We start from the raw sequence: 22,041 nt of genomic DNA, 5'->3' as shown, positions 1-22,041 counted from the left end.
ATGAGCGAGATTCTCGAACCCATCGACCGTTTGGAGCCGATCCAGGACATCGGCGGCGTCGCCGAGGCGATGCTCAAGGTCAGCGGCCTGACCAAGCATTTCCCGGTGCGCGGCGGGCTGTTCGCCGCCGCCAAGACAGTCCGCGCAGTCGACGACGTCAGCTTCTCGATCGCCAAGGGCGAGACCGTCGGCATTGTCGGCGAGTCCGGCTGCGGCAAGTCGACCACCGCGCGGCTGTTGATGCATCTGATGCCGCGCAATGCCGGCGAGATCATCTTCGACGGCCGCCAGGTCGGCCGCGAGCTCAGTCTGCGGGAATTGCGCCGCGGCATGCAGATGGTGTTTCAGGACAGCTACGCCTCGCTGAACCCGCGCCTCACCATCGAGGAATCGATCGCGTTCGGCCCCAAGGTGCACGGCATGGCCGATTCCGCCGCGCGCCAGCTGGCGCGCGAGCTGCTCGGCAAGGTCGGCCTGCGTCCGGAAAATTTCGCCGCGCGCTATCCGCACGAGATTTCCGGCGGCCAGCGTCAGCGCGTCAACATCGCGCGTGCCCTGGCGCTGTCACCGCGGCTGGTCATTCTCGACGAGGCGGTGTCGGCGCTCGACAAATCGGTCGAGGCGCAGGTGCTCAATCTGCTGGTCGATCTCAAGCGCGAATTCGGCCTGACCTATCTGTTCATCAGCCATGACCTCAATGTGGTACGCTACATTTCCGACCGCGTGCTGGTGATGTATCTCGGCGAAGTCGTCGAGCTCGGCCCGGTCGACAGCGTCTGGGATCATCCGGCGCATCCCTATACACAGGCGCTGCTGGCGGCGATGCCGTCGTCGGACCCGGACAAACGCACCGAAGTGCCGCCGATCTCCGGCGATCCGCCGAATCCGATCGACCCGCCGGCCGGTTGCAGGTTTCACACCCGCTGCCCCTTCGCCGAGCCGATGTGCGGCGGCGCCACGCCAAAACTCACCGAGCTCGACGGCCTCGGCCATCAGGCCGCCTGCTATATGGCGATCCCGAATTCGGGCCACAGCCGCGCGCCAGCCACGGACAATCTTCAACGCAAGGCGCAGACGCTGTCATGAGCAATCTGGTCGAGGTCAACAATCTCAACATCCGCTTCACCGGCGAGCGCACGGTCCATGCGGTGAACGATCTCAGCTTCACGCTCGCCGAGGGCGAGGTGCTGGGTCTGCTGGGCGAATCCGGTTCCGGCAAGAGCGTGACGCTGCGGGCGCTGATGCGCTTGCTGCCAAGGAAGCGCACGCAGATCTCCGGCTCGGTGCAGGTCATGGGCCGCGACGTGCTGGCGCTCGGCGACGAGGATCTGTCAACGTTTCGCGGCCAGACCGTCTCGATGATCTTTCAGGAGCCGGCGCTGGCGCTGGATCCGGTCTACACCATCGGCCAGCAAATCGCCGAAACCGTGATGCGCCACGAAGGCAAGAGCCAGCAGGACGCCACCGCGCGGGCGCTGGAGATGCTGGAAGTGGTGCGGATTCCCTCCGCCAAGCGACGGCTCGACGCCTATCCGCATGAGATGAGCGGCGGCATGCGGCAGCGCGCGATGATCGCGCTGGCACTGGCCTGCAAGCCGAAGATCCTGCTGGCCGACGAGCCGACCACCGCGCTGGACGCCACCGTGCAGATCCAGATCCTGCTGCTGCTGCGCGAATTGCAGCGCGAATTCGGCATGTCGGTGATCTTCGTGACCCACGACATCGGCGTCGCAATCGAGATCTGCGACCGCGTCGCGGTGATGTATGCCGGGCAGATCATCGAACAGGGCACCTTGCGCGAGATCGTGCGCACGCCGCTGCATCCTTATGCCCAGGGCCTGCTCGCCTCCACGGTGCACGGCGCCAAGCGCGGCGCCAGACTGGAGACGATCCCCGGCACCCCGCCGTCGCTCGACAAGGCGCCGACCGCCTGCTCCTTCGCGCCGCGCTGCGCTCATACCCAGCCGCGTTGCACCGCGGCGCTGCCGCCCGACATCGTGGTCGGCCCCAACCGCACCGCGCGCTGCGTGTTGGTGGATCCCGAAACAGCCGATGCCTGATTCAATCGTCGCCGTCTGCGCGAATATCGGGCGAGACGTCCGATAACGCCGGCTCAGTGAATACCGACGCCGACCAGGCGATCGACCAGCGCGCGGTCGGATCGCAATGCGTCCGGCGCGCCCGACCAGCTGGTGCGGCCCCGCTCCATCACGATGACCGCGTTGGCGAAATCCAGCGCGCGCTCGATCTGCTGCTCGACCAGCACGATGGTCACCTCGCGGCTGCCCGCGAGCGTCGTCAACTGCGCCATCAGCTCGTCGCAGATCACCGGCGCCAGGCCTTCGAGCGGTTCGTCGAGCAACAGAATCTGCGGCTTGCCGAGCAGCGTGCGGGCCATCGAGAGCATCTGCTGCTCGCCGCCGGACAATTGCATGCCGTAATTGCCGCGGCGCTCGCGCAGCCGCGGAAACATCGCATAGGCCTCGTCCAGCGCCGAGGCCGGCCGCCCCTTCAGTCCGGTGCGCAGATTTTCCTCGACCGTGAGGGAGGCGAAAATGTCGCGGGTCTGCGGCACATAGCCGATGCCAAGGTCGACGCGGGCCGAGGTGCGGCGGCCGGCCACGTCCTCGTCGCCGATCCTGATCTGGCCGGCATGGCGCGTCGTCAGCCCCATCAGCGTCGCCAGCAGCGTGGTCTTGCCCATGCCGTTGCGCCCGAGCACGGCGAGGCGATCGCCCGCCTTCACCGCAAAGGACACCTCCTCGATGATGCGGGTCGGGCCATAGCCTGCGCACAGGCCGTGGATTTCAAGTGACGCGGCGGGCATCGGCATAGCTCCCGAGATAGGCGCGGCGGACCTCGTGGTCGGCGGTGACCTGCTGCGGCGATCCTTCGAAGATCAGCCGACCGGCCGCCAGCACCAGCACCCGGCTGGCGAATTTGAACACCAGGTCCATGTCGTGCTCGATCATCAGCACCGCGATGTCCCCGGGCAACTGGTTGATGGCGTCGAGGATCTTCGGTGCCTCGTCATGGGGCACGCCGGCCGCTGGCTCGTCGAGCAGCAGCACCTTCGGCCGCAGCGCAATGCCGATCGCCAGCTCGATCAGCCGTTGCTGGCCATAAGCCAGTTCCGAGACCGGGCGATAGGCCAGCCGATCGAGGCCGAGGCGGGCGAGAATCCCGCTCCATTCGGCGCGCACATCGGGCCGCTCCGTCGCACGCGTAAAGAATCTCCTGGTGATGCCGCGACGCTGCATGATCGCCAGCGCGACATTGTCGGCGACGGTCAGGCTCTGGAATAAGCGCGTGGTCTGGAACGTGCGCACCAGGCCGCGCTGCACCCGATCGGGAATGCTGGCGCCGGTGATATCGTCGCCGCTCATCAGAAACTGGCCCGCGCTTGGCGCCAGGTCGCCGGTCATCAGATTGACCAAAGTGGTCTTGCCGGCGCCGTTCGGCCCGATCAGCGCGACGCGGTCGCCGCCCCGCAGCGCGAAGCTGACATTGTCGGTGACCCGCAAGCCGCCGAAGGCGCGCGAGATGCCGCGGGCTTCGAGCAGCGCCGTCATGATGCCTTGCCTTTGCGCGCCAGGCGCCGGGCCAGATTCAGCACCGGCTCGATCAAGCCCTTCGGCGCGAACACCACGATCAGGATCAGCAACAACCCCACCAGCGTCATCCAGTGGAACGGATTGGCGGCCGCCACGATATGCTCGAAGATCTGGAACAACACCGCGCCGGCCAGCGCACCCCACAAATGCCCGGCACCGCCGAGCACCAGCATCACCAGCACCTCGGCGGAGCGCTCGAAGCTGACGCTGTCGAGCCCGACCACGCCGGTACTCATCGCTGTCAACGCGCCGCCGACGCCGGCCACCGCGCCGGACACCCCATACATGATGACAAGCCGCGGATAGACCATAACGCCGATCATCTTGGCGCGCAGGTCATCGTCCTTGATGCCGCGGCATAGCAGTCCGAATGGGGAGCGCACGAAACGCATCAGCGCCACGAACACCACGACGAGGATCGCCAGCGAGAACAGATAGGCAGTGCGGCTGTACATGTCGAAATGGTAGATGCCGAACACCTTGCCAGCCTCGATGCTGGCCAGGCCATCGCTGCCGCCGGTGAGAAAATGCAGTTTGTTGGCCAGCGCCGCAACCAATTGCCCGACCGCGATCGACAGCACTAATTGCGGCAGCCCGCGAAACCGCGCGATCAGCGCGCCGGAGATCAGCCCCATCAACGCGCCGGCGACGATGCCGATGCCGAGCAGCGCCAGCGGATCGGTGATGCCGCGCACGCAGGCAATTCCGGCCGCATAGGCCGCGACGCCAAAGGTCGCGGCATGGCCCAGCGTGGCGATGCCGCAATAGCCGGTGACCAGGTCCAGCGACAACACCAGGAAGGAGATGCCGATCAGCCGCGTCAGGAACGCCAGATCGTCCGGAAACAGCACATAACCCGCCGCGCCGAGGGCGATGATGACCAGCGCACTGATCGCCTCATGAACCAATGGAATGCTCCGCCTGCGCGGCAGGTGATCGATCGCAAGGTCGGTCATGCGTGCTTCCTGCCGAACAGACCGTGCGGGAACAGAAACACGATGACGATCACGGTGAGATAGAAGAAGAACTCGCCATATTGCGGCGCCAGATATTTGCCGGTGGTGTCGGCGAGGCCGAGCAGCAGCGACGCCGACAGCGCGCCGGTGATGGAGCCCGCGCCACCGACCGAGACCACGACCAGAAATGTCACCATATAGCGCAGCGCGTAAAACGGCTCGATCGGTAGGATCTCGGCGCCGACCACGCCGCCGAACGCGCCCAGCCCGATCGCCAGCGCGAAAGTGGCCGCATAGATGATTTCGGTGCGGATGCCGAGCGCATCGGCCATGTCGCTATGATCCACTGACGCCCGCAGCTTGATGCCGAATCCGGTCTTCTCGATCAGCAGCCACAGCGCCAGCGCGGTGACCACGCCGCAAGCGATCACGAACAGCCGATGGGTCGGCAGCGAGCGGAAGCCGATGTCGAGCGGGCCGCTCAGCAGCGCCGGCAGCGGGATCGTCTTCAGCGACGGCCCGAAAGTGAAATTGACCACGCCGATGATGAAGAAGGTGATGCCGATCGTCATCAGCACCTGGATCAGCGGATCGGATTTACGATAGATCCGGCGATACAGCAGCAGCTCGAACGGGATCGACACGATGATGGTGCCGATCACCGCGATCAGGATCGCCACGCTGTAATGGACATGCAAATCGCGGATCGCATAGGAGGCGAGATAGCCACCGATCATCGCGAACGCCCCATGCGCCAGATTCACCACGCGCATCAGCCCCATCATGATCGACAGGCCGATCGAGATGATGAACAGCACCATGCCATAGGCCAGGGCGTCGATCGCGATGCTGAGTGCTGTGCGCATGCGGCAACCCTACGCCAAAGCCGTGGCGGCGCGCCACTGCGACGACAACGAGTCATGGACCACCTCGCCGCGGGTCATCGTCAACAACACGCTTGTTTGCCGCAGCGATGCCGCGTCCGCTGCGAAGGGATCGCGGTCGAGCGCGATCAGGTCGGCCGCCATGCCGGGCGCCAGCGTGCCGCGCCAGCCGTTCTGCTTCATCGCGAAGGCGCCGCCCGCGGTGTAGCTATGGATCGCCTCGCGCACCGTGATCGCCTCACCGGCGCCGATCGCCGCACCGTTGTCGCAGGCGCGGCCGACCGCATCGGCGATGCCGTCCCAAGGCGACCAGGCGCCGGTCGGCGCGTCCGAGGTCGCCACATAGGCAACGCCGGCATCGATCACCGAGCGTCCCGGATAGCAGCGCTCGGCCCGCGGGCCGAATGCGCCGGCGATCGAGCGCCGCATCCTGGTCAGGAAACTCGGCTGCATCACCACCAGCGCGCCGAGCCGGCGCATCCGCGCCAGACCGTCGGCGGGCGGCACGAAGTAATGTTCGATCCGATGCCGGGCATCGTCGCGGGGCGTGGCGGCCTGCGCCGCCTCATAGGCGGCGATGACGCAATCGCTGGCGCGGTCGCCAACGCTGTGGACCGCGATCTGCCAGCCCGCCGCATGGGCCTCGCCGATTACCCGCGTCAGTTCCGCCTCGTCGCGCATGAAGAAGCCACGGCTCGGCGTATCGAAGTAATCCTCGCTGACCGCAGCGGTGCGCGCGCCGACGATGCCGTCGGCGAAATATTTGAGCGTCATCGATTGCCAGTCCGCGTGCGGCGTCGGCGTCAACCCGCGCGCGGCGGCCTCGGCTGGATCGAGCTGATGCATGAAACCGAGCCGCAACGGCAGCCTGTCGCCGCGGCGCAACTCTTGCCAGATCGCGAATTCGGCATCGAAGCCGATGGTGAAGCCGACCGCCGCCTCCACCGCCGCCACCATGCCGAACCGCACGCTATCAGCGATGGTCAGCCGCAGCGCCGCGACCAAATCGGAACGATCCAGAGGCGGCGCAGCGCGAAACAGCAGTTCGGCGGCGCTTTCCTTGGCGCAGCCGTCGAGCGCGCCGCCAGCGTCTCGGCCGAAATTGCCGCCCTCTGGATCGGCGATCGAATCGTCGATGCCGAGCAGGCGCAGCGCCGCGCTGTTGACGACCGCGACATGGCCGCAGAAGCGGCGCACCAGCACCGGATGATCCGGCAGCGCGGCATCAAGCTCATGCCGCGTCGGCAGCCGGCGTTCGGCCAGGCCATTTTCATCAAGTCCGGCCGCGTAGACCCACTTGCCCGCCGGGATCGACTGCGCGCGGACGGCAAGCCGCTGCAGCACGCCGGCGATATCGTCGGCGTCGCGCGGCGATACCGACATCTGCAATCGCGCATGGGCGATGGCGAACAGATGGATATGCGCATCGGTCAGGCCGGGGATAACGGTGGCGCCACCAAGGTCGATGCGATCGTCCGCCGTCGGCGCATCTCCCCTTGCGCCGCTCCACACCACCCGTTCGCCGCGCACGACCATGCTGTCGGCCGGAGACTCGTCCCATGCCGAACGATAGATCCGGCCGTTGGCCAGCAGGATGGAACGGGCGGCAGCGGACATCCTGGACACAACCTCAATGTTCAACGGCCGAGATCGCCGTCATGTCTTTCATGGGCACGTCGACGGCGAACGACTGCCATCCGAAACTGCAAGCCGAAGCCGTTCATCGATCTAGACACCGTGGCGCGCGGCCATGCCGCGCGCCACCCCGGTCGACATTCGCGACTATCGAGCCGTCACTTTGTGCTCAGCGCCCAGTCCGGCTGATCGGCGAAGGTCTGGCTTTCCTTGTTAATCAGGTTGCCGTCCACCTTTTCGACGCTGCGCAGATAGACGTTCTGCCTGATGTGGCGGGTGTCGGGATCGATCGACACCGGACCGCGTGGGCTGGTCCACTTCATGCCCTTGACGGCGGCGATCGCCTTTTCCGGGTCACGCTTGCCGTCGGTGGCCTCGATCATCTTGTAGATCACCCGGGCGCCGTCATAGGCCGCGACCGAGGTCATGGTGACGTCGTCGAGCTTCGCGCCGTCCTTCTGCAGCGTGGCGAGAAACGCCTTGTTCTCAGGCGAATCATGCGACACGGCGTAGTGATAGGTCGACAGGATGCCGATGCCCTGGTCGCCGATGTTAGGCAGGTCGGGCTCAGTGACGACGTCGCCGGTCGACATCAGCTTGATGCCGTCAGCCTTCAGGCCGTTATCGATATAGGCCTTGACGAAACCGAGCGTCGGCGGCCCGGAGGGCAGGAAGGTGAAGATCGTGTCGGCGCCGGAATTCTTGATGCGCTGCATGATCGGGCTGAAATCGGTGGTGGCCAGCGGAATACGCACGGCCTCGACCACGCTGCCGCCGTCGGCCTCGAAGGTCTTCTTGAAGGCGGCTTCGGCGTCGATACCCGGGCCGTAATCGGCGACCGCGATGGCGACCTTCTTGGAGCCGGCCTTCCAGGCAACGTTGGCGGCCGGCACGGTGTTTTGCCACATCGTGAACGAGGTGCGCACGATATAGGGGCTCTTCTGCACGATCGACGAGGTCGCGGCATTCATCACCACCAGCGGCGTCTTGGATTCTTCCAACAATGGCGCGATCGCCATGGCGTTGGGCGTGAAATACACCCCGGCGAGATACTGCACCTTGTCCTTGACGATCAATTCCTGCGCCAGCGCCTTGGACTTCGCGGGGTTCGGGCCTTCCTCGTCCTTGTAGATGAATTCCACCTCGTGGCTGCCGACCTTGTTGCCGTGATCGGCCACCCAGGCATCGATGCCCATCTTGAAATTCTTGCCGAACAGGGCGTAGGGCCCCGACATGGTGCCGATCACGCCAACCTTGACGACGTCGGCGGAAGCCGTGCCGCTCATCAGAGCCAGGATAGCTACAGCAAGGAGCGAGGAGGAGCGTCGGTTCATTGCGTGAGTCCTTTGTTGCGAAGTCGATGAGTGGGTTTCGATCGGCAGGTCAGACACGCTCAACCCGCCGATCGGCGATCGTCGCATCACTCGGCCCGTGCCGAATGATGCCAATGCAGCGCAGCGCTTTCGACCACGAGGAAGATACGGTTCATGATATAGCCCGCCGCCGCCAGGCAGATGACCGCAGCATACATCGAGTCCGCACGCATGGCATATTGCATCGTCATCAGGTAATTGCCGACTCCGCTTGAGCCGGAGATCATCTCCCCGATCACCGCCATGATCAAAGCCAGCGACAGCGCTATCCGCATGCCGGCCGCAATCGCCGGCAAGCTTGCGGGCAACACGATCTTGCGCAACGTGTCGAAACGATTGAGGCTCAGAGTTCTTGCCGTCATCAACATGGTTTCATCCAACCCGCGGACGCCACCATAGGTGTTAACGAACACCGGTTGAAACACCGCCAGCATGATGATGACAATCTTCAGCGTGTCGTCAACGCCCAGAAACAGGATCAGCGGCGGAATGATCGCCGGTGACGGCAGCGTGCGCTGAATTTCGAGCAGTGGGCGGATCAGCCAGTCGAGAAGGCGAATGTTGCCGAGAAGCACGCCGAACAACACCCCGAGGGCACAACCGGCCGCATAGCCGGCCAGCATCCGGTACAGCGTCGAGCCGAGAATCTGAGCCAGTTCCCCGGACCACAATCCCACCCATGCCGCAACCAGCACAGAGCTGAACCGCGGCCAATTGTCACTCACGATCCAACCGCGCGCCGCCGACGCTTCCCACAGCAGCAGCAGCAACGCGATCAGGATGGTCCCGCTCAGCCTGCTTCGGGCGATGTTTCCGAGCAGGTGGCGTCGAACCGGCGGAGCCGCCGCCGGTTCGTCCGCTGTGATCGACGCCGCCATGGTCATTTCAGGGCTGCCGGATTGGTCATGCCCTTGAGATCGATATCCTTGGTCAGCAGACCGGCATCCTTCATCAGTTTCACGGTGGTCGCCACCGCATCGAGATCGATGGTTTCGGGCAGTGGCTGCAGGTTTAACGTGGCAACCAGCTCGGGCTTCATCTTGGTGAAGCCGGAGATGATCGGAATCAGGTCCGGACTTTTCAGATGGGCGTTGTACCACTGCACGCCCTTGCGGAAGGCGCGGTAGTATTTGGCGATCGTCTCACGGTGCTCCGCGTAATATTCCTGGGTACAGATGTAATGGCCGACCTCGACGCCCGGCTGCACCACGCGATAGGGCGCCGCCACAAAGGCGAAAGTCTTGGGATCGCCAATGGCGGCATTGAAAAACGGATTGACCATAAAGGCAGCGTCGACCTGCTTGCCACGCAACGCGTCCGGCATTTGGGGAAACGGCACTTCCTTGAAGGTCACCTTGCTGGGGTCGCCTCCGGTTTTGGCGATCCAAGCCCGCGCGAACAACCAGATGATGCCATTACGCGTGTTGACCGCAACGGTCTTGCCTTCGAGATCCTTGCCGGTCTTGACCGACTCGCCCGCGCGGGCAACCAGTCCGTTGGTATTAACTGGATTCTCGGTTTGCTTGGTGCCGGCGCTGATCACCTCCAGCTTGAACCCCTGCTGCTGCGCCAGCATGGTGGAGACTACGTTGCCATACATCACGTCGAAGGCACCGGCCATCAGTCCGGGTATGCCCGCGGCGCCGCCGGTCGACGGTGTCGGCACAATCGTCAGGCCCTCAGCAGTGAAATATCCCTTGTCGATCGCCACGAAAAGCGGTGTTACGTCGGCGATCGGGATATAGTTGACGCGCACAGTCTCCGCGGAAGCTGCGGCGCAGCTCAGCAGCGAGGCGGCGAGCGCGACGGCACGCAGTGATTTCATCCAAATCATCCAAGATCCTTTCTCGAGGTCCACATTGGGGGTCGTTTCTTCAGCATGGGCAATCATTTCGCTCGCCATGGCACGGCGCGGTCTTCGACCATTTCAAACAGCGTATTCAATAGCAGGCCGACGGCCGCCAGAATGGCGATCCAGGCGTACATCGGCCGAACCTGGAACGAGCGCTGCAGATCGAGAATACGAAAGCCGATGCCGCTGTCGGCCGCCAGCATTTCGGCCAGGATCACCAGCACCAGCCCCATGCTGAGGCTGACGCGCATGCCGGTCAGGATCATCGGCAGCGAGGCCGGCAGGATGATCTTGCGAATTGTCTCGGCGCGCGAACAGCCCAGCGTGCGCGCAGTGCCGAGCAATACCGGATCGACACCGCGGACGCCCTGTAGCGTATTGATCAGCACCGGAAACAGCACCGCCAGCGCCACCATGGTAATTTTCATGCCGGCGCCGATGCCGAGAAACACCACCATGGCCGGAATCAATGCCGGCTTCGGAATCGGCCGGATCACCTCGACCAGCGGCTCCAGCAGGCCATAGGCATAGTCGTTGCAGCCCATCAGCAGTCCGAGACCGATGCCAGCCGTGCAGGCGATGGTGTAGCCGATCAGCAGCATGCCCAGTGTCTGCCCGAGCGGGGCGAGGAAGCTCCCCGAGGCCAGGATATTCCACAGCGCCGGAGCGATCTGCGACGGCGGCGGCAACAGAAACAGATTCACCAGTCCGGCGCGGCAGATCAGTTCCCATAGCAACAGCGCGCCGAGCACCGACAGTACCCCAAATCCCTTGCGGCCGAGTTCAGGCATCGATGCGCCCCGCGTTCTGGCGATTCAGCAGATGGGTCACCAGCTCATGGCGAAGCTGCAGGAACCTCGGCAGTTCGCGGGTGTCCATCGCGTCGCGCGGCCGTGGCAGCTCAGTGCTCACCATCATCTCCACGGTCGACGGGCGCGACGACAGCACGGCGATTCGATCGGCCATGAAAACGGCCTCGTCGACGTCGTGGGTGATCAGCAGAACCGTCAGGCCCTGCCGGGCCCAAAGATCGAGCACCAGCGATTGCAGCTCGATCCGGGTCAGTGCATCGACGGCGCTGAACGGTTCGTCGAGCAGCAGCACGCGGGGTTGCGCCGCCAGCGCGCGGGCAATCGCGACGCGCTGCTGCATGCCGCCGGAGAGCTGCCAAGGGTAATGGCTGCGAAAACTGCCGAGCCCCACCATCTGCAGGTACTCGCCACAGCGTTCCGCGATTTCGCGCTTCTTCATGCGCTTCGATTCGAAAACCAAGGCAACGTTCTGTTCGACGGTGCGCCAGGGCAGCAGCGACTTGCTGTATTGCTGGAACAGATAGACCATTTCCGGCGGTGGCGACGTCACCGCCTTGCCGTTCAGCGTGACGTCGCCGGCGGTGCGATCGATGAGTCCGGCAACAATCTGCAGCAAGGTTGACTTGCCGCAGCCGGACGGACCGAGGATGGCGACGAATTCACCCTGCTTCACGTCGAAGCTGATGCTCTTCAGCGCGGTCGTTGCGTCCCCGTGTCGGCCGCCATAGACCTTGTTGACCTCGCGGATGTTCAGATAGGGCGAGCCGGTTTCGGTCATGATGCCAGTTTCCGAGTCATGGAGGGCAGTCGATTGAACCAGGGGCGCGCGCACTCCAGCTGGCCGGCGAGTTGGAACAAGGTCGCCTCCTCTGCGAAGCGGCCCCAGAACTGGACGCCGACCGGCATATCGGCGGCGTTCCAGAATAGCGGCACCGACATCGCCGGCTGGCCGGTCATGTTGACCAGTGCCGTGAAGCACGACACCCGGCGTCGAAAGGCGCCGGCTGCCTCGTCTAGATGCTCGTGGCCCATGATGCCGACCGGAAACGGGCCGAACGCGGTGGTCGGCGACAAGATCATATCGTAGCCGGTCATGAACTGCGCGACCTGCTGATGCAGCGCAAACATCCCCTCGCGCGCGCGCATCACGTCCTCGCCGGTGATCGTGAGGCCGAGGCGATAGGCTTCCCAGGTGGCAGCCTCGAAATCCCGCTCGGTAGCCTTGCGGCCAAGGCCGCGCTCGGCGGCGTGGATGCCGGTCGCGGCTGCGGCGCCCTTCAGAACCAGCCGGGTCCGAGCAAACAATTCGACGTCGATAGCCGGCGCTGCTTCCTCGACGATGTGGCCGAGCGTGGCGCACAACGCCGCTGCATCGGCGACCGCCGCCACACAATCCGGCGCCACCTCCTCGCCAAACAGCGACTGCGGCATCACCGCGATGCGCAAGCGCCCCGGCTCCTGCAACACGTCATCGAGAAACGGACGGGCCTGCGCCGGACTGGCATACGACCCGCCCGGCTCGTAACCGGCGACAGCGTCGAGCAGTGCGGCGCTGTCGCGCACCGAGCGCGTCAGCGCATGCACCGTGGCGATGCCGCCCCCGCCATCGAAGCGTGCCGGGCCGAGCGGGGCCAGGCCGCGGCTCGGCTTCAGGCCGAACAGGCCGCAGGCAGATGCCGGCGAACGGATCGAGCCGCCGGCATCGCTGCCATTTGCGGCCGGCAAAATGCCCGCCGCAACGGCAGCCGCCGATCCGCCGCTCGAACCGCCGGCGCTGTAGTTCAGATTCCAGGGATTGCGCGTGACGCCGTAGAGCTGGCTCTCGGTGGTGGGCGACCCGCCGAACTCGCAGCTATGGGTCTTGCCAAAGATCACCAGCCCGGCTGCGTTGTAGCGATCGGCAACGGTGCTATTCCGTTTCGCAACCGTATCCTTCAGAAATACCGCGCCGCTCGTGGTGGTGGTTCCTTCGAGATCAATGAACAGATCCTTGAGCAAGAAGGGGACGCCGGTGAACGGACCATCGGGAAGGCCCTTTGCGATCACCTTCCTGGCCTTGTCGACAAACAGGTCGACTACGGCATTGATCGCCGGGTTCACCGCCTTGATTCGCGCGACCGCGATATCGAGTAGTTCATCGGCGCTGGTGTCGCCGTTGCGAACCAGGCCTGCGAGTCCGATGGCGTCGTGATTGACATAGTCCGCGAAGCTCAATCCGCGCGATGGCATAGCGACCGATGATACAGCCATTCCCTCACTCCATTTCGGCACAGCTTGGTCTGACATGCCAGTCAGATGCGCCGCCAGTTGTTATGCAGATCACATGCCAGCGCAGGGTCTCACCTCGCTCCGCTATGAACAGCTGCCATCCATTTTTGAACCCATGGTCAAAACATCTCGAAATATTCGCGTTGCTCCCAATCGGATACTTCCGACTGGAAGCGCTCGATCTCGGCGAGTTTGATGTGGGTGTAGTAATCGACGATGGTCGAGCCCATCGCCTCGCGGAAGAAGGGATCGTCCTTCAGGGCGAACACCGCCTCGCGCAGCGACTTCGGCAGCAGCGCGGCCTCGGTTTCATAAGGCGTATCGGCCGAGGGACCCGGCTCGAGCGCGCGGTCGACGCCGTCGAGCCCGGCGAGGATCTGCGACGACATATAGAGATAGGGATTGGCGGCGGGCTCGCCGACGCGATTTTCGATCCGCGTCGCGGCATCGCCGGCGCCGCCGAGCACGCGCAGCATCACGCCGCGGTTGTCGCGGCCCCAGATCGCCCGATCGGGCGCCAGCGAATAGGAGCGATAGCGCTTATAGCCATTGATGGTCGGCGTGGTGAACACGGTTGCGGCGCGCGCATGGGCCAGCAGCCCGGCGAGATAGCCGCGGCCGAACGGCGACAGCGCTTCGGCTTTATCATCCGACATGAAAGCGTTTTCGCCGGTGGCGCGCGACACGATCGACTGGTGCAGATGCCAGCCCGACGACACCACGTTGGGGATCTTCGGCCGGCACATGAAAGTGGCGTGATAACCGCGGCGATGGCAGATCTGCTTCACGGCGCTGCGAAACAACACCATGCTGTCCGCCGGTGTCAGACCCACGGTCGGCGCGAAGGTGAACTCGCATTGGCTCGGGCCGTATTCGACTTCTACCGAGCGCAGCGGCAGGCCGAGCGCCATGACGTCGCGGCGGATGAATTCGAGCACCGGCTCCATCTGGTCGTAGCGCTGCTCGGTGAGATATTGATAGCCGTGCGACAACAGGCTGACATCCGGCGGGCGGCCGGGCTGGCCGGCGTCTTCGGGCGCCATCCGGGTCTCTTCGTTCTTGAAGATGTGGCACTCGACCTCGAGCCCGGCGACGAAATCATAGCCGCGCTTGTTGAGATCGGCGAGCACGCCCTTGAACAGGTTGCGGGTGGCGAACGGCACCGGGCGGCCATCGGCGAAATGCACGTCGCACAGCAGCCAGCCGGTGGCGTCGGCCCAAGGCAGCACGCGAAACGTGGTCGGATCCGGGATCATCAACACGTCGGCCGCGCCCTGCATCTCCGGAATGCCGAAGCCGCCACCGGCGGTGAACACCGGAAACACGGTTTTGTGCGAGGTGTCCTTGGCGAACATCGTGGTGGTGATGCTGCAGCCATTCTCCAGGCAGCGCAGCGCCTCGCTGGCGATCAGGGTCTTGCCGCGCAGGATGCCGTGCTGATCCGGGAACGACAACCGGATCACCTCGAGCTTATGCTCCTCGGCCATTCGTCTCAGCCGAACGGCGGCGTCCTTTTGCTCTGCGGACCACAACCCGTGACGTTCGACGAAACTCAATGCACTCTCCTCGCGGTAGACGTCGCTCCGACAGATCGATGCTGCGTGGTCGCTTCACCCTCCCCCGAAGGGGGAAGGTGAGACTCGCTTGCGCGCGCCATCATTCCGCGGCCGTCATGCGGGTGACGGTGGCCGAGGTTTCGTTCGGCACCGGCGCCGCCCATGGCGCGCCGCGACGGCGCGCGACGTCGACTTCCATCCAGTAGGTTTCCCAGCCGCTGGTGGGGCCGATGCCGTCCATCGTGCCTGGCCCCTGAATGCTGCGGGCATTGTCGGCGTCGAGTGTCATCATCGGCTTCTGGCCGCCGGCGACCTTTTCGATCTCCTGGCGCAACAGCTTGCGATAGGCGATGATCGCCTTGTCGCTGGAGCCGAGATGTTCGCGGGTGCGGTCCTGGATCCTGCCCATCGATTCCACCGCCCACTGGTCGTGAACATTGATGTCGGCGCCCATGCCCGTGTAGGTCTCGTGCGCCTGCTCGTGCGGATCGAAGCCGTAATCGTTGCTGCGGTTCTTGCGCGACTTGTAATCCGGCAGTTCGTAGAGTTCGAGCCGCTGGGCCAGCATCTTATCCTTGTCGACGGGCTTGGTGTAGCTGGTGAAAATCGCATACCAGTAACAATTCTCGTCATCGACCGGGACATGCCACTGCGAGATCGTCATCTCGGTGCTCATCGGAATCACGAAACCATGCGGAAACACCTGATTGGTGACGCGGACATGGGTGCGCTGCTCGTCGAGTTCGCGTAGCGCGATCAGCCGCAATCCGTATTCGGTGCTTTCCACATTGATAATTGGGCGATCATATTCGCGCAGGATCTTGGTCATCGGCAATTCGGTGCCGGCCGAGGCGCCGCGAAACTGCTTGCCATAGGCCGCCGACGTATCCTCGTCTTCGAAGAAGCGATGCAGGAAGGAGGCGTGGGCGGGATCGATGCCGACTTCCAGCGCCTGTAGCCAGTTGCATTCGAACAGGCCCTTGAAGGCGAAGGTGTAGGCGCCGGGCGCGGCGAAACAATCCAGTTCCGGAAACGCCGGCGGCTCGCCGGCGCCGAGATAAGTCCACAGAATGCCGCCCTTTTCGACCACCGGATAGGCGCGCTGCTTGATGCCGGCGCAGAGTTTCGATGTCGCCGGCTCGGCCGGAGTCTCCAGGCACTTGCCCTCGACATCGAACAGCCAGCCATGAAAGGCGCAGCGCAGGCCGCCGCCTTCGAGACGCCCGAAGGCGAGATCGGCTCCGCGATGCGGACAGTCGCGGTCGAGCAGGCCGTAGCGGCCGGCTTCGTCACGGAACAGGACGAAGTCTTCGCCCAGCAGCTTGACCGGCTTGATCGGGCGCTCACCTACGAGCTCATCAACCAGCGCGGCGGGCTGCCAATACATCCGCATCAACTTGCCGGCCGGCGCCTTTGGGCCGATCCTGGTGATCAGATCGTTTTGCTCTTGGCTCATCATGGTGAAATCCTCCCTTCAGATGTCCGCTCAGCTTGTTCAATACGCGAACATCCGTGCGCTATTGATGATACTGCCTCTAATTCGCGTCTAGCTGCAAGCCTGATTTTTAACGCGTGACTGCTGCGATAAGCGGCAGCGCCGGGTCGCGGGTCCGGTTGCCCATCCGCTTGCCTCCTGCGTCCAACGAATTTATGTTCACCTACTGAACGAGGAAGACAAAGTGCATCGAGTTTCAATGTGTTGAAGAACCAAGAAGCCGGCGGGCTCTTTGGCGGGGTGACCTGCGATTCCCTCAATGCCAGGCAGCTAGACACATCACGGCGCTGTCGGCACGCGGTCCAGGCGGGCGTGGCGAATTGCCGGGTGGCGCATAAGAGCGCGCGATGCCGAAGTTGAAACGCCAGCCGGGCGACGGCCACGGCGGCACCGACTTCATCGAGAGCCTCGATCGCGGTCTGCGGGTGTTCGAACTGCTGGGCGCCGATACCAAGGCGATGACGCTGAGCGACATTGCCAAGGCCGCCGCCCTGCCGCGCGCCACCGCGCGCCGCATCCTGCTGACGCTGATGCGCGCCGGCTATGTCGTCAGCGACGGCCGCGTATTCACCCTGACGCCGCGCGTGCTGGCGCTGGCGTCGTCCTACCTCACCTCCAACCAGGTGGTGCAGGTCCTGCAGCCAATGCTGGATAAAGTGTCGCGCGCCGCGCAGGAGATTTCCTCGCTGGCAATTCTCGACGGCAAGGACGTGGTCTTCGTCGCGCGCAGCAGTCCGGCGCGGGTATTCTCCGCCGGCATCGATCTCGGCTATCGGCTGCCGGCCTATTGCAGCTCGGTCGGGCGCGTCCTGCTCGGACAGTTCTCCAACAGCGAGCTGGCGGCGGCGCTGGAGGGCACGGAGCTGAAGCCGCTGACGCCCTTCACCGTCACCGATCGCGAGCTGCTGATCGCCACCATCATCACCGATCGCGACAAGGGCTATTCGCTGGTCGATCGTGAGGCCGAGCCGGGATTCCGCTCGATCGCGGTGCCGGTGTTGCGCTATGACGGCACCATCGCGGCGGCCATCAATATGGGCGCGCATACCGACCGCGTCTCTACCGGCGAGATGATCGACCGTTTCCTGCCGCTGCTGCGTGACGCCGCGGCTTCGGTGAAATCCATGCTGCTATAACGGCGGCGCCCTTTCATCACACCGGATACAACAACATGCCGCATATCGTGATCGAACATTCAGGCCACGCCGATTTTAACGCGCCCAGCTTGATGCGCGCGCTGCACGACGCGGCGGCGGCGACCGGCGTGGTGCAGGCCGCGGACCTCAAGATCCGCGTCATCCCCTATTCGGACTATCTGGTGGCCGGGGCGCGCGACAGCTTCTGCCACGTTTGCGTCTCCATGCTGGAAGGCCGCACGCCGGAGCAGAAGGTCGCGGTCAGCGAAGCGCTGCGCGCCGCGATGGTCCGGTTGCTGCCCGACACCAAGAGCCTGAGCGTCGACATTCGCGACATGGACGCATTTGCCTACAAGAAGCGGCTGAAGGCTTCCGACTGACAAGGATCGGCAAGGCGTTGTGACATCGCCGGAGCTCGCCATGCTCGCGGCGCGGCCCAATGATGCATAGGCGGCCGCGATTCCGGAATTGCCGGACGGCGCCGGACTCGCTAGCTTCGGCGCCAATCAATGCCGGTCGGCCGTTGCGGCCGATCCAATCATAAACTGATCGCCCTGGCACCGGCGGTGGGAACAGGGCAGGCTTATGGGACCGCTTCAAGGCATCAGAATCATCGACATGACGTCGGTGCTGATGGGACCGTTCGCGACGCAGACGCTGGGCGATTATGGCGCCGAAATTATCAAGGTCGAATCGCCCGACGGCGACATCACAAGGCAGATCGGACCGACCCGAAACCCGCAGATGGGGCCGGTGTATCTCAACGCCAATCGCAGCAAGCGCAGCATCGCGCTCGACCTGAAGACCGAGGCCGGCCGCGAGGTGCTGCTGCGGCTCGCCGCCACCGCCGATGTACTGGTCTATAATGTGCGGCCGCAGGCGATGGCGCGGCTGCGGCTCGACTATGACAGCGTCGCCGCGGTCAATCCGCGGATCGTCTATGCGGGGATGTTCGGCTTCGGCCAGGACGGCCCCTATGCGGCGAAGCCGGCTTATGACGATCTGCTGCAGGGCGGCTCCGGCCTGTCGCATCTGCTCGCCCGCGCCGGCGACGGCACCCCGCGTTACGTGCCGACCGCGCTGGCCGATCGCGTCGTCGGCCTGTCGGCGGTCGGGGCGATTCTCGCCAGCCTGCTGCATCGCGACCGCAGCGGCCGCGGCCAGCGCGTCGACATTCCGATGTTCGAGACCATGGTGGGCTTCGTGATGGGCGATCATCTCGGCGGCCTGACCTATGAGCCGCCGCTCGACCAGGGCGGCTACGCCCGGCACATGTCGCCGGATCGCCGGCCGTACCAAACCAGCGACGGCTATATCAGCGTCATCGTCTACACCGACAAGCAATGGAGCGGCTTCTTCACCGCCGCCGGGCGCGAGGATCTTCGGCTTGATCCGATGTTCGCAAGCTTCCCGGCGCGGCTTGCCAATATCGACAAGGTCTATGCCGAGCTCAGCCGGATCTTTCTGACCAGGCCGACCGCCGAATGGATGACGCTGCTCAACGACGCCGATGTGCCGGTGATGCCGATGCACGATCTGCAGAGCGTGCTTGAGGATCCGCATCTGGTCGAGACCGGCTTCTTTCCGATCACCGAACATCCGAGCGAAGGCCCGATCCGCAGCATGCGGGTGGCGGCGACCTGGTCGGAGACCCATGCCGAACCGTCGCGGCTGGCGCCACGGCTGGGCGAGCAGAGTCGCGAGATTCTCCTAGAAGCCGGCTACAACGCCGAGCAGATCGCCAAGCTCCTCACCGATGAGGTGGTGCGCGCCGCCGCGCCGCTCTGCTAACAGGACAACGAAACTCATGGATTTTGCGCTGAGCGAAAGTCAGGAAGCGATCCGCGATGCGGTGCGGAAGACCTGCAGCCCGTTCGACGACGCCTATTGGCTGAGGAAGGACCGCGAGGGTGGCTTCCCGCACGACTTCCACAAGGCGATGGCGGATGCCGGCTGGCTCGGCATCTGCATTCCCGAACGCTTCGGCGGCTCCGGATTAGGCGTGGTGGAAGCCGCGATCATGATGCGCGCCATCGCCGAATCCGGCGCCGGCATGTCGGGCGCCTCGGCGGTGCATATCAACGTGTTCGGGCTCAACCCGGTCGTGGTGTTCGGCACCGACGAACAGCGGATGCGGATGCTGCCGCCGATGATCGACGGCCGCGAGAAATCCTGCTTCGCCGTCACCGAACCCAACACCGGCCTCAACACCACGCAATTGAAGACCCGCGCGGTGGCCAAGAACGATCGCTACATCGTCAACGGCCAGAAGGTCTGGATCTCGACCGCGCAGGTCGCGCACAAGATCCTGCTGTTGGCGCGGACCACGCCGCTCGAGGAGGTCAAGAAGCCGACCCATGGCCTCAGCCTGTTCTACACCGATTTCGACAAGCAGCGCGTCAAGGTCCATGAGATCGAGAAGATGGGCCGCAAGGTGATCGACTCCAACGAATTGTTCTTCGAGGATTTCGAGATCCCGATGGAGGATCGGATCGGCGAGGAAGGCCGCGGCTTCGAATACATCCTGCACGGCATGAATCCGGAACGGATCTTGATCGCCGCCGAAGCGGTCGGGCTCGGCCAGCTGGCTTTGAAGAAGGCCACCGACTACGCCAACAGCCGGATCGTGTTCAACCGGCCGATCGGGATGAATCAGGCGATCCAGCATCCGCTGGCAAAGAACTGGATGGAGCTGGAAGCCGCCTGGCTGATGGTGCTGTCGGCGGCCTGGCAATATGACAACAACCTGCCCTGCGGCGCCGCCGCCAATGCGGCGAAATATCTCGCCGGCGAGGCTGGCTTTCAGGCCTGCGAACAGGCGGTGATGACCCATGGCGGCTTCGGCTACGCCAAGGAATATCACGTCGAACGCTATCTGCGCGAAGTGCTGATTCCGCGCATCGCGCCGATCAGCCCGCAACTGGTGCTGAGCTTCATCGCCGAAAAAGTGCTGGGCCTGCCGAAATCCTATTGAGTCGAGACCTGCGGTCACCGATGGCGGGTGCACCGCTTTGAACTGGATTTCGTCATTGCGAGCCGAGGACGGCGCATCGCGCCGTCCGAATGCGAAGCAATCCAGAGCGGCAAGCACAGACTGGATTGCTTCGTCGCAAGTGCTCCTCGCAATGACGCCCGCGAGGGCTTGATCTATTGATCTCTTTTTAAGTCATACCAACGGACTTTGCCGTTGACTCTCAATCTGGTCATGGCCGGGCTTGTCCCGGCCATCCACGTCTTTGATCAGGCACTGCTTTCAAGGCGTGGATGCCCGGCACAAGGCCGGGCATGACGAACGAGAGGCAACGACCGTTGGTATCAGACCGTCAGGTCAGCGGCTCGATTTCGGCCGGCGGCAAATCGCCCACCGGGCCGAGCGCCTGTTGGTCGCGCCGGAACAGCGGTTCGCTCTGCATGTAGAGAACCAACAGTCGCGTCAGCGCGATAAGCGAGTCCTTATGGGTTCGCTCCCAGCCGTGGCTGGCGTCGAGACCGAAACACACCAGCGCGGCGCGAATGTCGTTGCCGGCCTCGACGGCCGCCGCTCCGTCGGAGCGATAATAGCGAAACACGTCGCGGCTATGCTCGATGTCGTTGTCCTGCGCCAGCTTGAGCAGGCTTCGGGTCAGATGCCAGTCGAACGGCCCGGAGGAATCCTGCATGGCGATGGTGACGCCATAGGTCGAGGTATTCTGATTGGGCGCGATGGTGCCGTTGTCGACCGCGACCAGCTCGGACACGTCGCCATGCAGCACCGCGCTGGCGCCGACGCCGACTTCTTCCGACAGGGTGAACAGCAGATGGCAATCGATCGGCAGGATCACCTTGGCCTTGTGCAGCGCCCGCACGGCGGTCAGCATCGCAGCGACCCCCGCCTTGTCGTCGAGATGGCGCGAGGCGATGAAGCCGGTGTTGACGAATTCCGGCTGCGCGTCGACCGACACGGTATCGCCGATCTGGATGCCAAGCGCGCGCGTCTCGGCGACGTTTGACGTTTTGGCATCGATACGGACCTCGACATTGGTCCAGGCCGAGGGCTGGTCGTCGACCTCTTCATTATAAGTGTGGCCGGAGGCCTTCAGCGGCAGGATGGTGCCACGAAACTGTTTGGTGTCGGTGAACACCGTCACGCGCGCGCCTTCGGCGAAACGCGCGGACCAATGTCCGATCGGCACCAGCTCGAGCCGCCCATTGTCGCGGATATGCTTGACCGTCGCCCCGAGCGTATCGAGATGACCGACCAGCGCCCGGCTCGGCAACGAGGTCTTGCCTTTGAGGGTGGCGCGAATTGCCCCGCGCCGGGTCAACTCGAACGGGATCTCGAGCGATTCAAGCTCGGCGCAGACAATCGCGACGATCACGTCGGTCATGCCGGAGGGGCTTGGTGTCCGAAGCAGCCGCTTTAGAAAGTCGAGAAGATAGGTCTCATCGATTTCGATCTTCTTGGTTGCTTTGGCCGTCAT

20 protein-coding genes are annotated in these 22,041 nt (G+C 64.2%); 6 read left to right on the top strand and 14 right to left on the bottom strand.

All coding sequences use genetic code 11. The features are described from left to right. Positions 1-1,086, top strand: a complete 1,086-nt coding sequence (locus RBJ75_RS24480; protein WP_044415548.1) for an ABC transporter ATP-binding protein — start codon at positions 1-3, stop codon at positions 1,084-1,086. Then, complete coding sequence (locus RBJ75_RS24475) at positions 1,083-2,060, top strand: ABC transporter ATP-binding protein (protein WP_276156696.1); 978 nt, start codon at positions 1,083-1,085, stop codon at positions 2,058-2,060. Before RBJ75_RS24480 ends, RBJ75_RS24475 begins: the two co-directional genes overlap by 4 nt. 53 nt (positions 2,061-2,113) lie before the next feature. Here the strand turns inward: RBJ75_RS24475 and RBJ75_RS24470 are convergent, their stop codons facing one another. The 13 genes from RBJ75_RS24470 to RBJ75_RS24410 all read right to left on the bottom strand — a co-directional run bounded on the left by RBJ75_RS24470 (position 2,114) and on the right by RBJ75_RS24410 (position 16,409). Next, positions 2,114-2,827 carry an ABC transporter ATP-binding protein gene (locus RBJ75_RS24470; protein WP_044414483.1) on the bottom strand — a complete coding sequence of 238 codons (714 nt, stop codon included), beginning with the start codon at positions 2,825-2,827 and terminating at the stop codon, positions 2,114-2,116. Further along, on the bottom strand, positions 2,808-3,572 hold the full coding sequence (locus RBJ75_RS24465) for an ABC transporter ATP-binding protein (RefSeq protein ID WP_044414482.1): 765 nt from the start codon (positions 3,570-3,572) through the stop codon (positions 2,808-2,810). Before RBJ75_RS24465 ends, RBJ75_RS24470 begins: the two co-directional genes overlap by 20 nt. Beyond that, positions 3,569-4,570 (bottom strand): branched-chain amino acid ABC transporter permease, encoded by a 1,002-nt coding sequence (locus RBJ75_RS24460; protein ID WP_044414481.1) that lies wholly within the window; start codon positions 4,568-4,570, stop codon positions 3,569-3,571. The genes RBJ75_RS24465 and RBJ75_RS24460 overlap by 4 nt, the downstream gene beginning before the upstream one ends. After that, a complete protein-coding gene (locus RBJ75_RS24455) occupies positions 4,567-5,436 on the bottom strand; it encodes a branched-chain amino acid ABC transporter permease (protein WP_044414480.1) in 870 nt (289 codons plus the stop codon). Before RBJ75_RS24455 ends, RBJ75_RS24460 begins: the two co-directional genes overlap by 4 nt. A 9-nt stretch (positions 5,437-5,445) precedes the next feature. Beyond that, complete coding sequence (locus RBJ75_RS24450; protein ID WP_044414479.1) at positions 5,446-7,071, bottom strand: amidohydrolase; 1,626 nt, start codon at positions 7,069-7,071, stop codon at positions 5,446-5,448. 176 nt (positions 7,072-7,247) lie between these two features. After that, positions 7,248-8,423: an ABC transporter substrate-binding protein gene (locus RBJ75_RS24445; protein WP_044414478.1), complete on the bottom strand. Its 1,176-nt coding sequence runs from the start codon at positions 8,421-8,423 to the stop codon at positions 7,248-7,250. A gap of 86 nt (positions 8,424-8,509) precedes the next feature. After that, positions 8,510-9,340: an ABC transporter permease gene (locus RBJ75_RS24440; RefSeq protein WP_160297949.1), complete on the bottom strand. Its 831-nt coding sequence runs from the start codon at positions 9,338-9,340 to the stop codon at positions 8,510-8,512. A gap of 2 nt (positions 9,341-9,342) precedes the next feature. Continuing rightward, on the bottom strand, positions 9,343-10,353 hold the full coding sequence (locus RBJ75_RS24435; protein ID WP_276156835.1) for an ABC transporter substrate-binding protein: 1,011 nt from the start codon (positions 10,351-10,353) through the stop codon (positions 9,343-9,345). Beyond that, positions 10,350-11,105, bottom strand: coding sequence for an ABC transporter permease (locus RBJ75_RS24430; protein WP_044414476.1), 756 nt, complete (start codon positions 11,103-11,105; stop codon positions 10,350-10,352). The genes RBJ75_RS24435 and RBJ75_RS24430 overlap by 4 nt, the downstream gene beginning before the upstream one ends. Continuing rightward, positions 11,098-11,904 carry an ABC transporter ATP-binding protein gene (locus tag RBJ75_RS24425; protein WP_044414475.1) on the bottom strand — a complete coding sequence of 269 codons (807 nt, stop codon included), beginning with the start codon at positions 11,902-11,904 and terminating at the stop codon, positions 11,098-11,100. Before RBJ75_RS24425 ends, RBJ75_RS24430 begins: the two co-directional genes overlap by 8 nt. Then, positions 11,901-13,376 carry an amidase gene (locus RBJ75_RS24420; protein WP_234707460.1) on the bottom strand — a complete coding sequence of 492 codons (1,476 nt, stop codon included), beginning with the start codon at positions 13,374-13,376 and terminating at the stop codon, positions 11,901-11,903. Before RBJ75_RS24420 ends, RBJ75_RS24425 begins: the two co-directional genes overlap by 4 nt. 137 nt (positions 13,377-13,513) lie before the next feature. Then, entirely contained in the window at positions 13,514-14,950 is a 1,437-nt protein-coding gene (locus tag RBJ75_RS24415) for a glutamine synthetase family protein (protein WP_044414474.1), read from the bottom strand. A 100-nt stretch (positions 14,951-15,050) separates the two neighbouring features. Next, positions 15,051-16,409, bottom strand: coding sequence for an aromatic ring-hydroxylating dioxygenase subunit alpha (locus RBJ75_RS24410; RefSeq protein WP_044414473.1), 1,359 nt, complete (start codon positions 16,407-16,409; stop codon positions 15,051-15,053). A 383-nt stretch (positions 16,410-16,792) separates the two neighbouring features. On the opposite strand from RBJ75_RS24410, the gene RBJ75_RS24405 reads away from it, so the two are divergent. The 4 genes from RBJ75_RS24405 (at position 16,793) to RBJ75_RS24390 (ending at position 20,555) form a co-directional block, all read left to right on the top strand. After that, positions 16,793-17,581, top strand: coding sequence for an IclR family transcriptional regulator C-terminal domain-containing protein (locus RBJ75_RS24405; RefSeq protein WP_044414472.1), 789 nt, complete (start codon positions 16,793-16,795; stop codon positions 17,579-17,581). A 35-nt stretch (positions 17,582-17,616) separates the two neighbouring features. After that, positions 17,617-17,961 (top strand): 5-carboxymethyl-2-hydroxymuconate Delta-isomerase, encoded by a 345-nt coding sequence (locus tag RBJ75_RS24400; protein WP_044414471.1) that lies wholly within the window; start codon positions 17,617-17,619, stop codon positions 17,959-17,961. 205 nt (positions 17,962-18,166) lie between these two features. Then, positions 18,167-19,372 (top strand): CaiB/BaiF CoA transferase family protein, encoded by a 1,206-nt coding sequence (locus RBJ75_RS24395; protein WP_044414470.1) that lies wholly within the window; start codon positions 18,167-18,169, stop codon positions 19,370-19,372. Positions 19,373-19,388: 16 nt separating this feature from the next. Next, complete coding sequence (locus RBJ75_RS24390) at positions 19,389-20,555, top strand: acyl-CoA dehydrogenase family protein (RefSeq protein WP_276156836.1); 1,167 nt, start codon at positions 19,389-19,391, stop codon at positions 20,553-20,555. A gap of 349 nt (positions 20,556-20,904) precedes the next feature. Here RBJ75_RS24390 and RBJ75_RS24385 read toward each other — a convergent pair whose 3' ends face one another. Next, positions 20,905-22,041 (bottom strand): osmoprotectant NAGGN system M42 family peptidase, encoded by a 1,137-nt coding sequence (locus RBJ75_RS24385; RefSeq protein ID WP_317528549.1) that lies wholly within the window; start codon positions 22,039-22,041, stop codon positions 20,905-20,907.

The organism is Rhodopseudomonas sp. BAL398 (assembly GCF_033001325.1).
In the GTDB taxonomy this organism is placed as follows: domain Bacteria; phylum Pseudomonadota; class Alphaproteobacteria; order Rhizobiales; family Xanthobacteraceae; genus JARJEH01.
The sequence above is the reverse complement of the archived record's forward strand: the minus strand, read 5'-3'. Positions and strand labels throughout refer to the sequence as shown.

What these genes read in the sequence shown, in the direction of transcription:
- RBJ75_RS24420 (WP_234707460.1), bottom strand. Translation starts at nt 13,376, where the DNA reads ATGGCTGTATCATCGGTCGCTATGCCATCGCGCGGATTGAGCTTCGCG.
- RBJ75_RS24445 (WP_044414478.1), bottom strand. Translation starts at nt 8,423, where the DNA reads ATGAACCGACGCTCCTCCTCGCTCCTTGCTGTAGCTATCCTGGCTCTG.
- RBJ75_RS24430 (WP_044414476.1), bottom strand. Translation starts at nt 11,105, where the DNA reads ATGCCTGAACTCGGCCGCAAGGGATTTGGGGTACTGTCGGTGCTCGGC.
- RBJ75_RS24460 (WP_044414481.1), bottom strand. Translation starts at nt 4,570, where the DNA reads ATGACCGACCTTGCGATCGATCACCTGCCGCGCAGGCGGAGCATTCCA.
- RBJ75_RS24390 (WP_276156836.1), top strand. Translation starts at nt 19,389, where the DNA reads ATGGATTTTGCGCTGAGCGAAAGTCAGGAAGCGATCCGCGATGCGGTG.
- RBJ75_RS24400 (WP_044414471.1), top strand. Translation starts at nt 17,617, where the DNA reads ATGCCGCATATCGTGATCGAACATTCAGGCCACGCCGATTTTAACGCG.
- RBJ75_RS24450 (WP_044414479.1), bottom strand. Translation starts at nt 7,071, where the DNA reads ATGTCCGCTGCCGCCCGTTCCATCCTGCTGGCCAACGGCCGGATCTAT.
- RBJ75_RS24475 (WP_276156696.1), top strand. Translation starts at nt 1,083, where the DNA reads ATGAGCAATCTGGTCGAGGTCAACAATCTCAACATCCGCTTCACCGGC.
- RBJ75_RS24480 (WP_044415548.1), top strand. Translation starts at nt 1, where the DNA reads ATGAGCGAGATTCTCGAACCCATCGACCGTTTGGAGCCGATCCAGGAC.
- RBJ75_RS24455 (WP_044414480.1), bottom strand. Translation starts at nt 5,436, where the DNA reads ATGCGCACAGCACTCAGCATCGCGATCGACGCCCTGGCCTATGGCATG.
- RBJ75_RS24465 (WP_044414482.1), bottom strand. Translation starts at nt 3,572, where the DNA reads ATGACGGCGCTGCTCGAAGCCCGCGGCATCTCGCGCGCCTTCGGCGGC.
- RBJ75_RS24470 (WP_044414483.1), bottom strand. Translation starts at nt 2,827, where the DNA reads ATGCCCGCCGCGTCACTTGAAATCCACGGCCTGTGCGCAGGCTATGGC.
- RBJ75_RS24385 (WP_317528549.1), bottom strand. Translation starts at nt 22,041, where the DNA reads ATGACGGCCAAAGCAACCAAGAAGATCGAAATCGATGAGACCTATCTT.
- RBJ75_RS24435 (WP_276156835.1), bottom strand. Translation starts at nt 10,353, where the DNA reads ATGATTGCCCATGCTGAAGAAACGACCCCCAATGTGGACCTCGAGAAA.
- RBJ75_RS24395 (WP_044414470.1), top strand. Translation starts at nt 18,167, where the DNA reads ATGGGACCGCTTCAAGGCATCAGAATCATCGACATGACGTCGGTGCTG.
- RBJ75_RS24405 (WP_044414472.1), top strand. Translation starts at nt 16,793, where the DNA reads ATGCCGAAGTTGAAACGCCAGCCGGGCGACGGCCACGGCGGCACCGAC.
- RBJ75_RS24440 (WP_160297949.1), bottom strand. Translation starts at nt 9,340, where the DNA reads ATGGCGGCGTCGATCACAGCGGACGAACCGGCGGCGGCTCCGCCGGTT.
- RBJ75_RS24410 (WP_044414473.1), bottom strand. Translation starts at nt 16,409, where the DNA reads ATGATGAGCCAAGAGCAAAACGATCTGATCACCAGGATCGGCCCAAAG.
- RBJ75_RS24425 (WP_044414475.1), bottom strand. Translation starts at nt 11,904, where the DNA reads ATGACCGAAACCGGCTCGCCCTATCTGAACATCCGCGAGGTCAACAAG.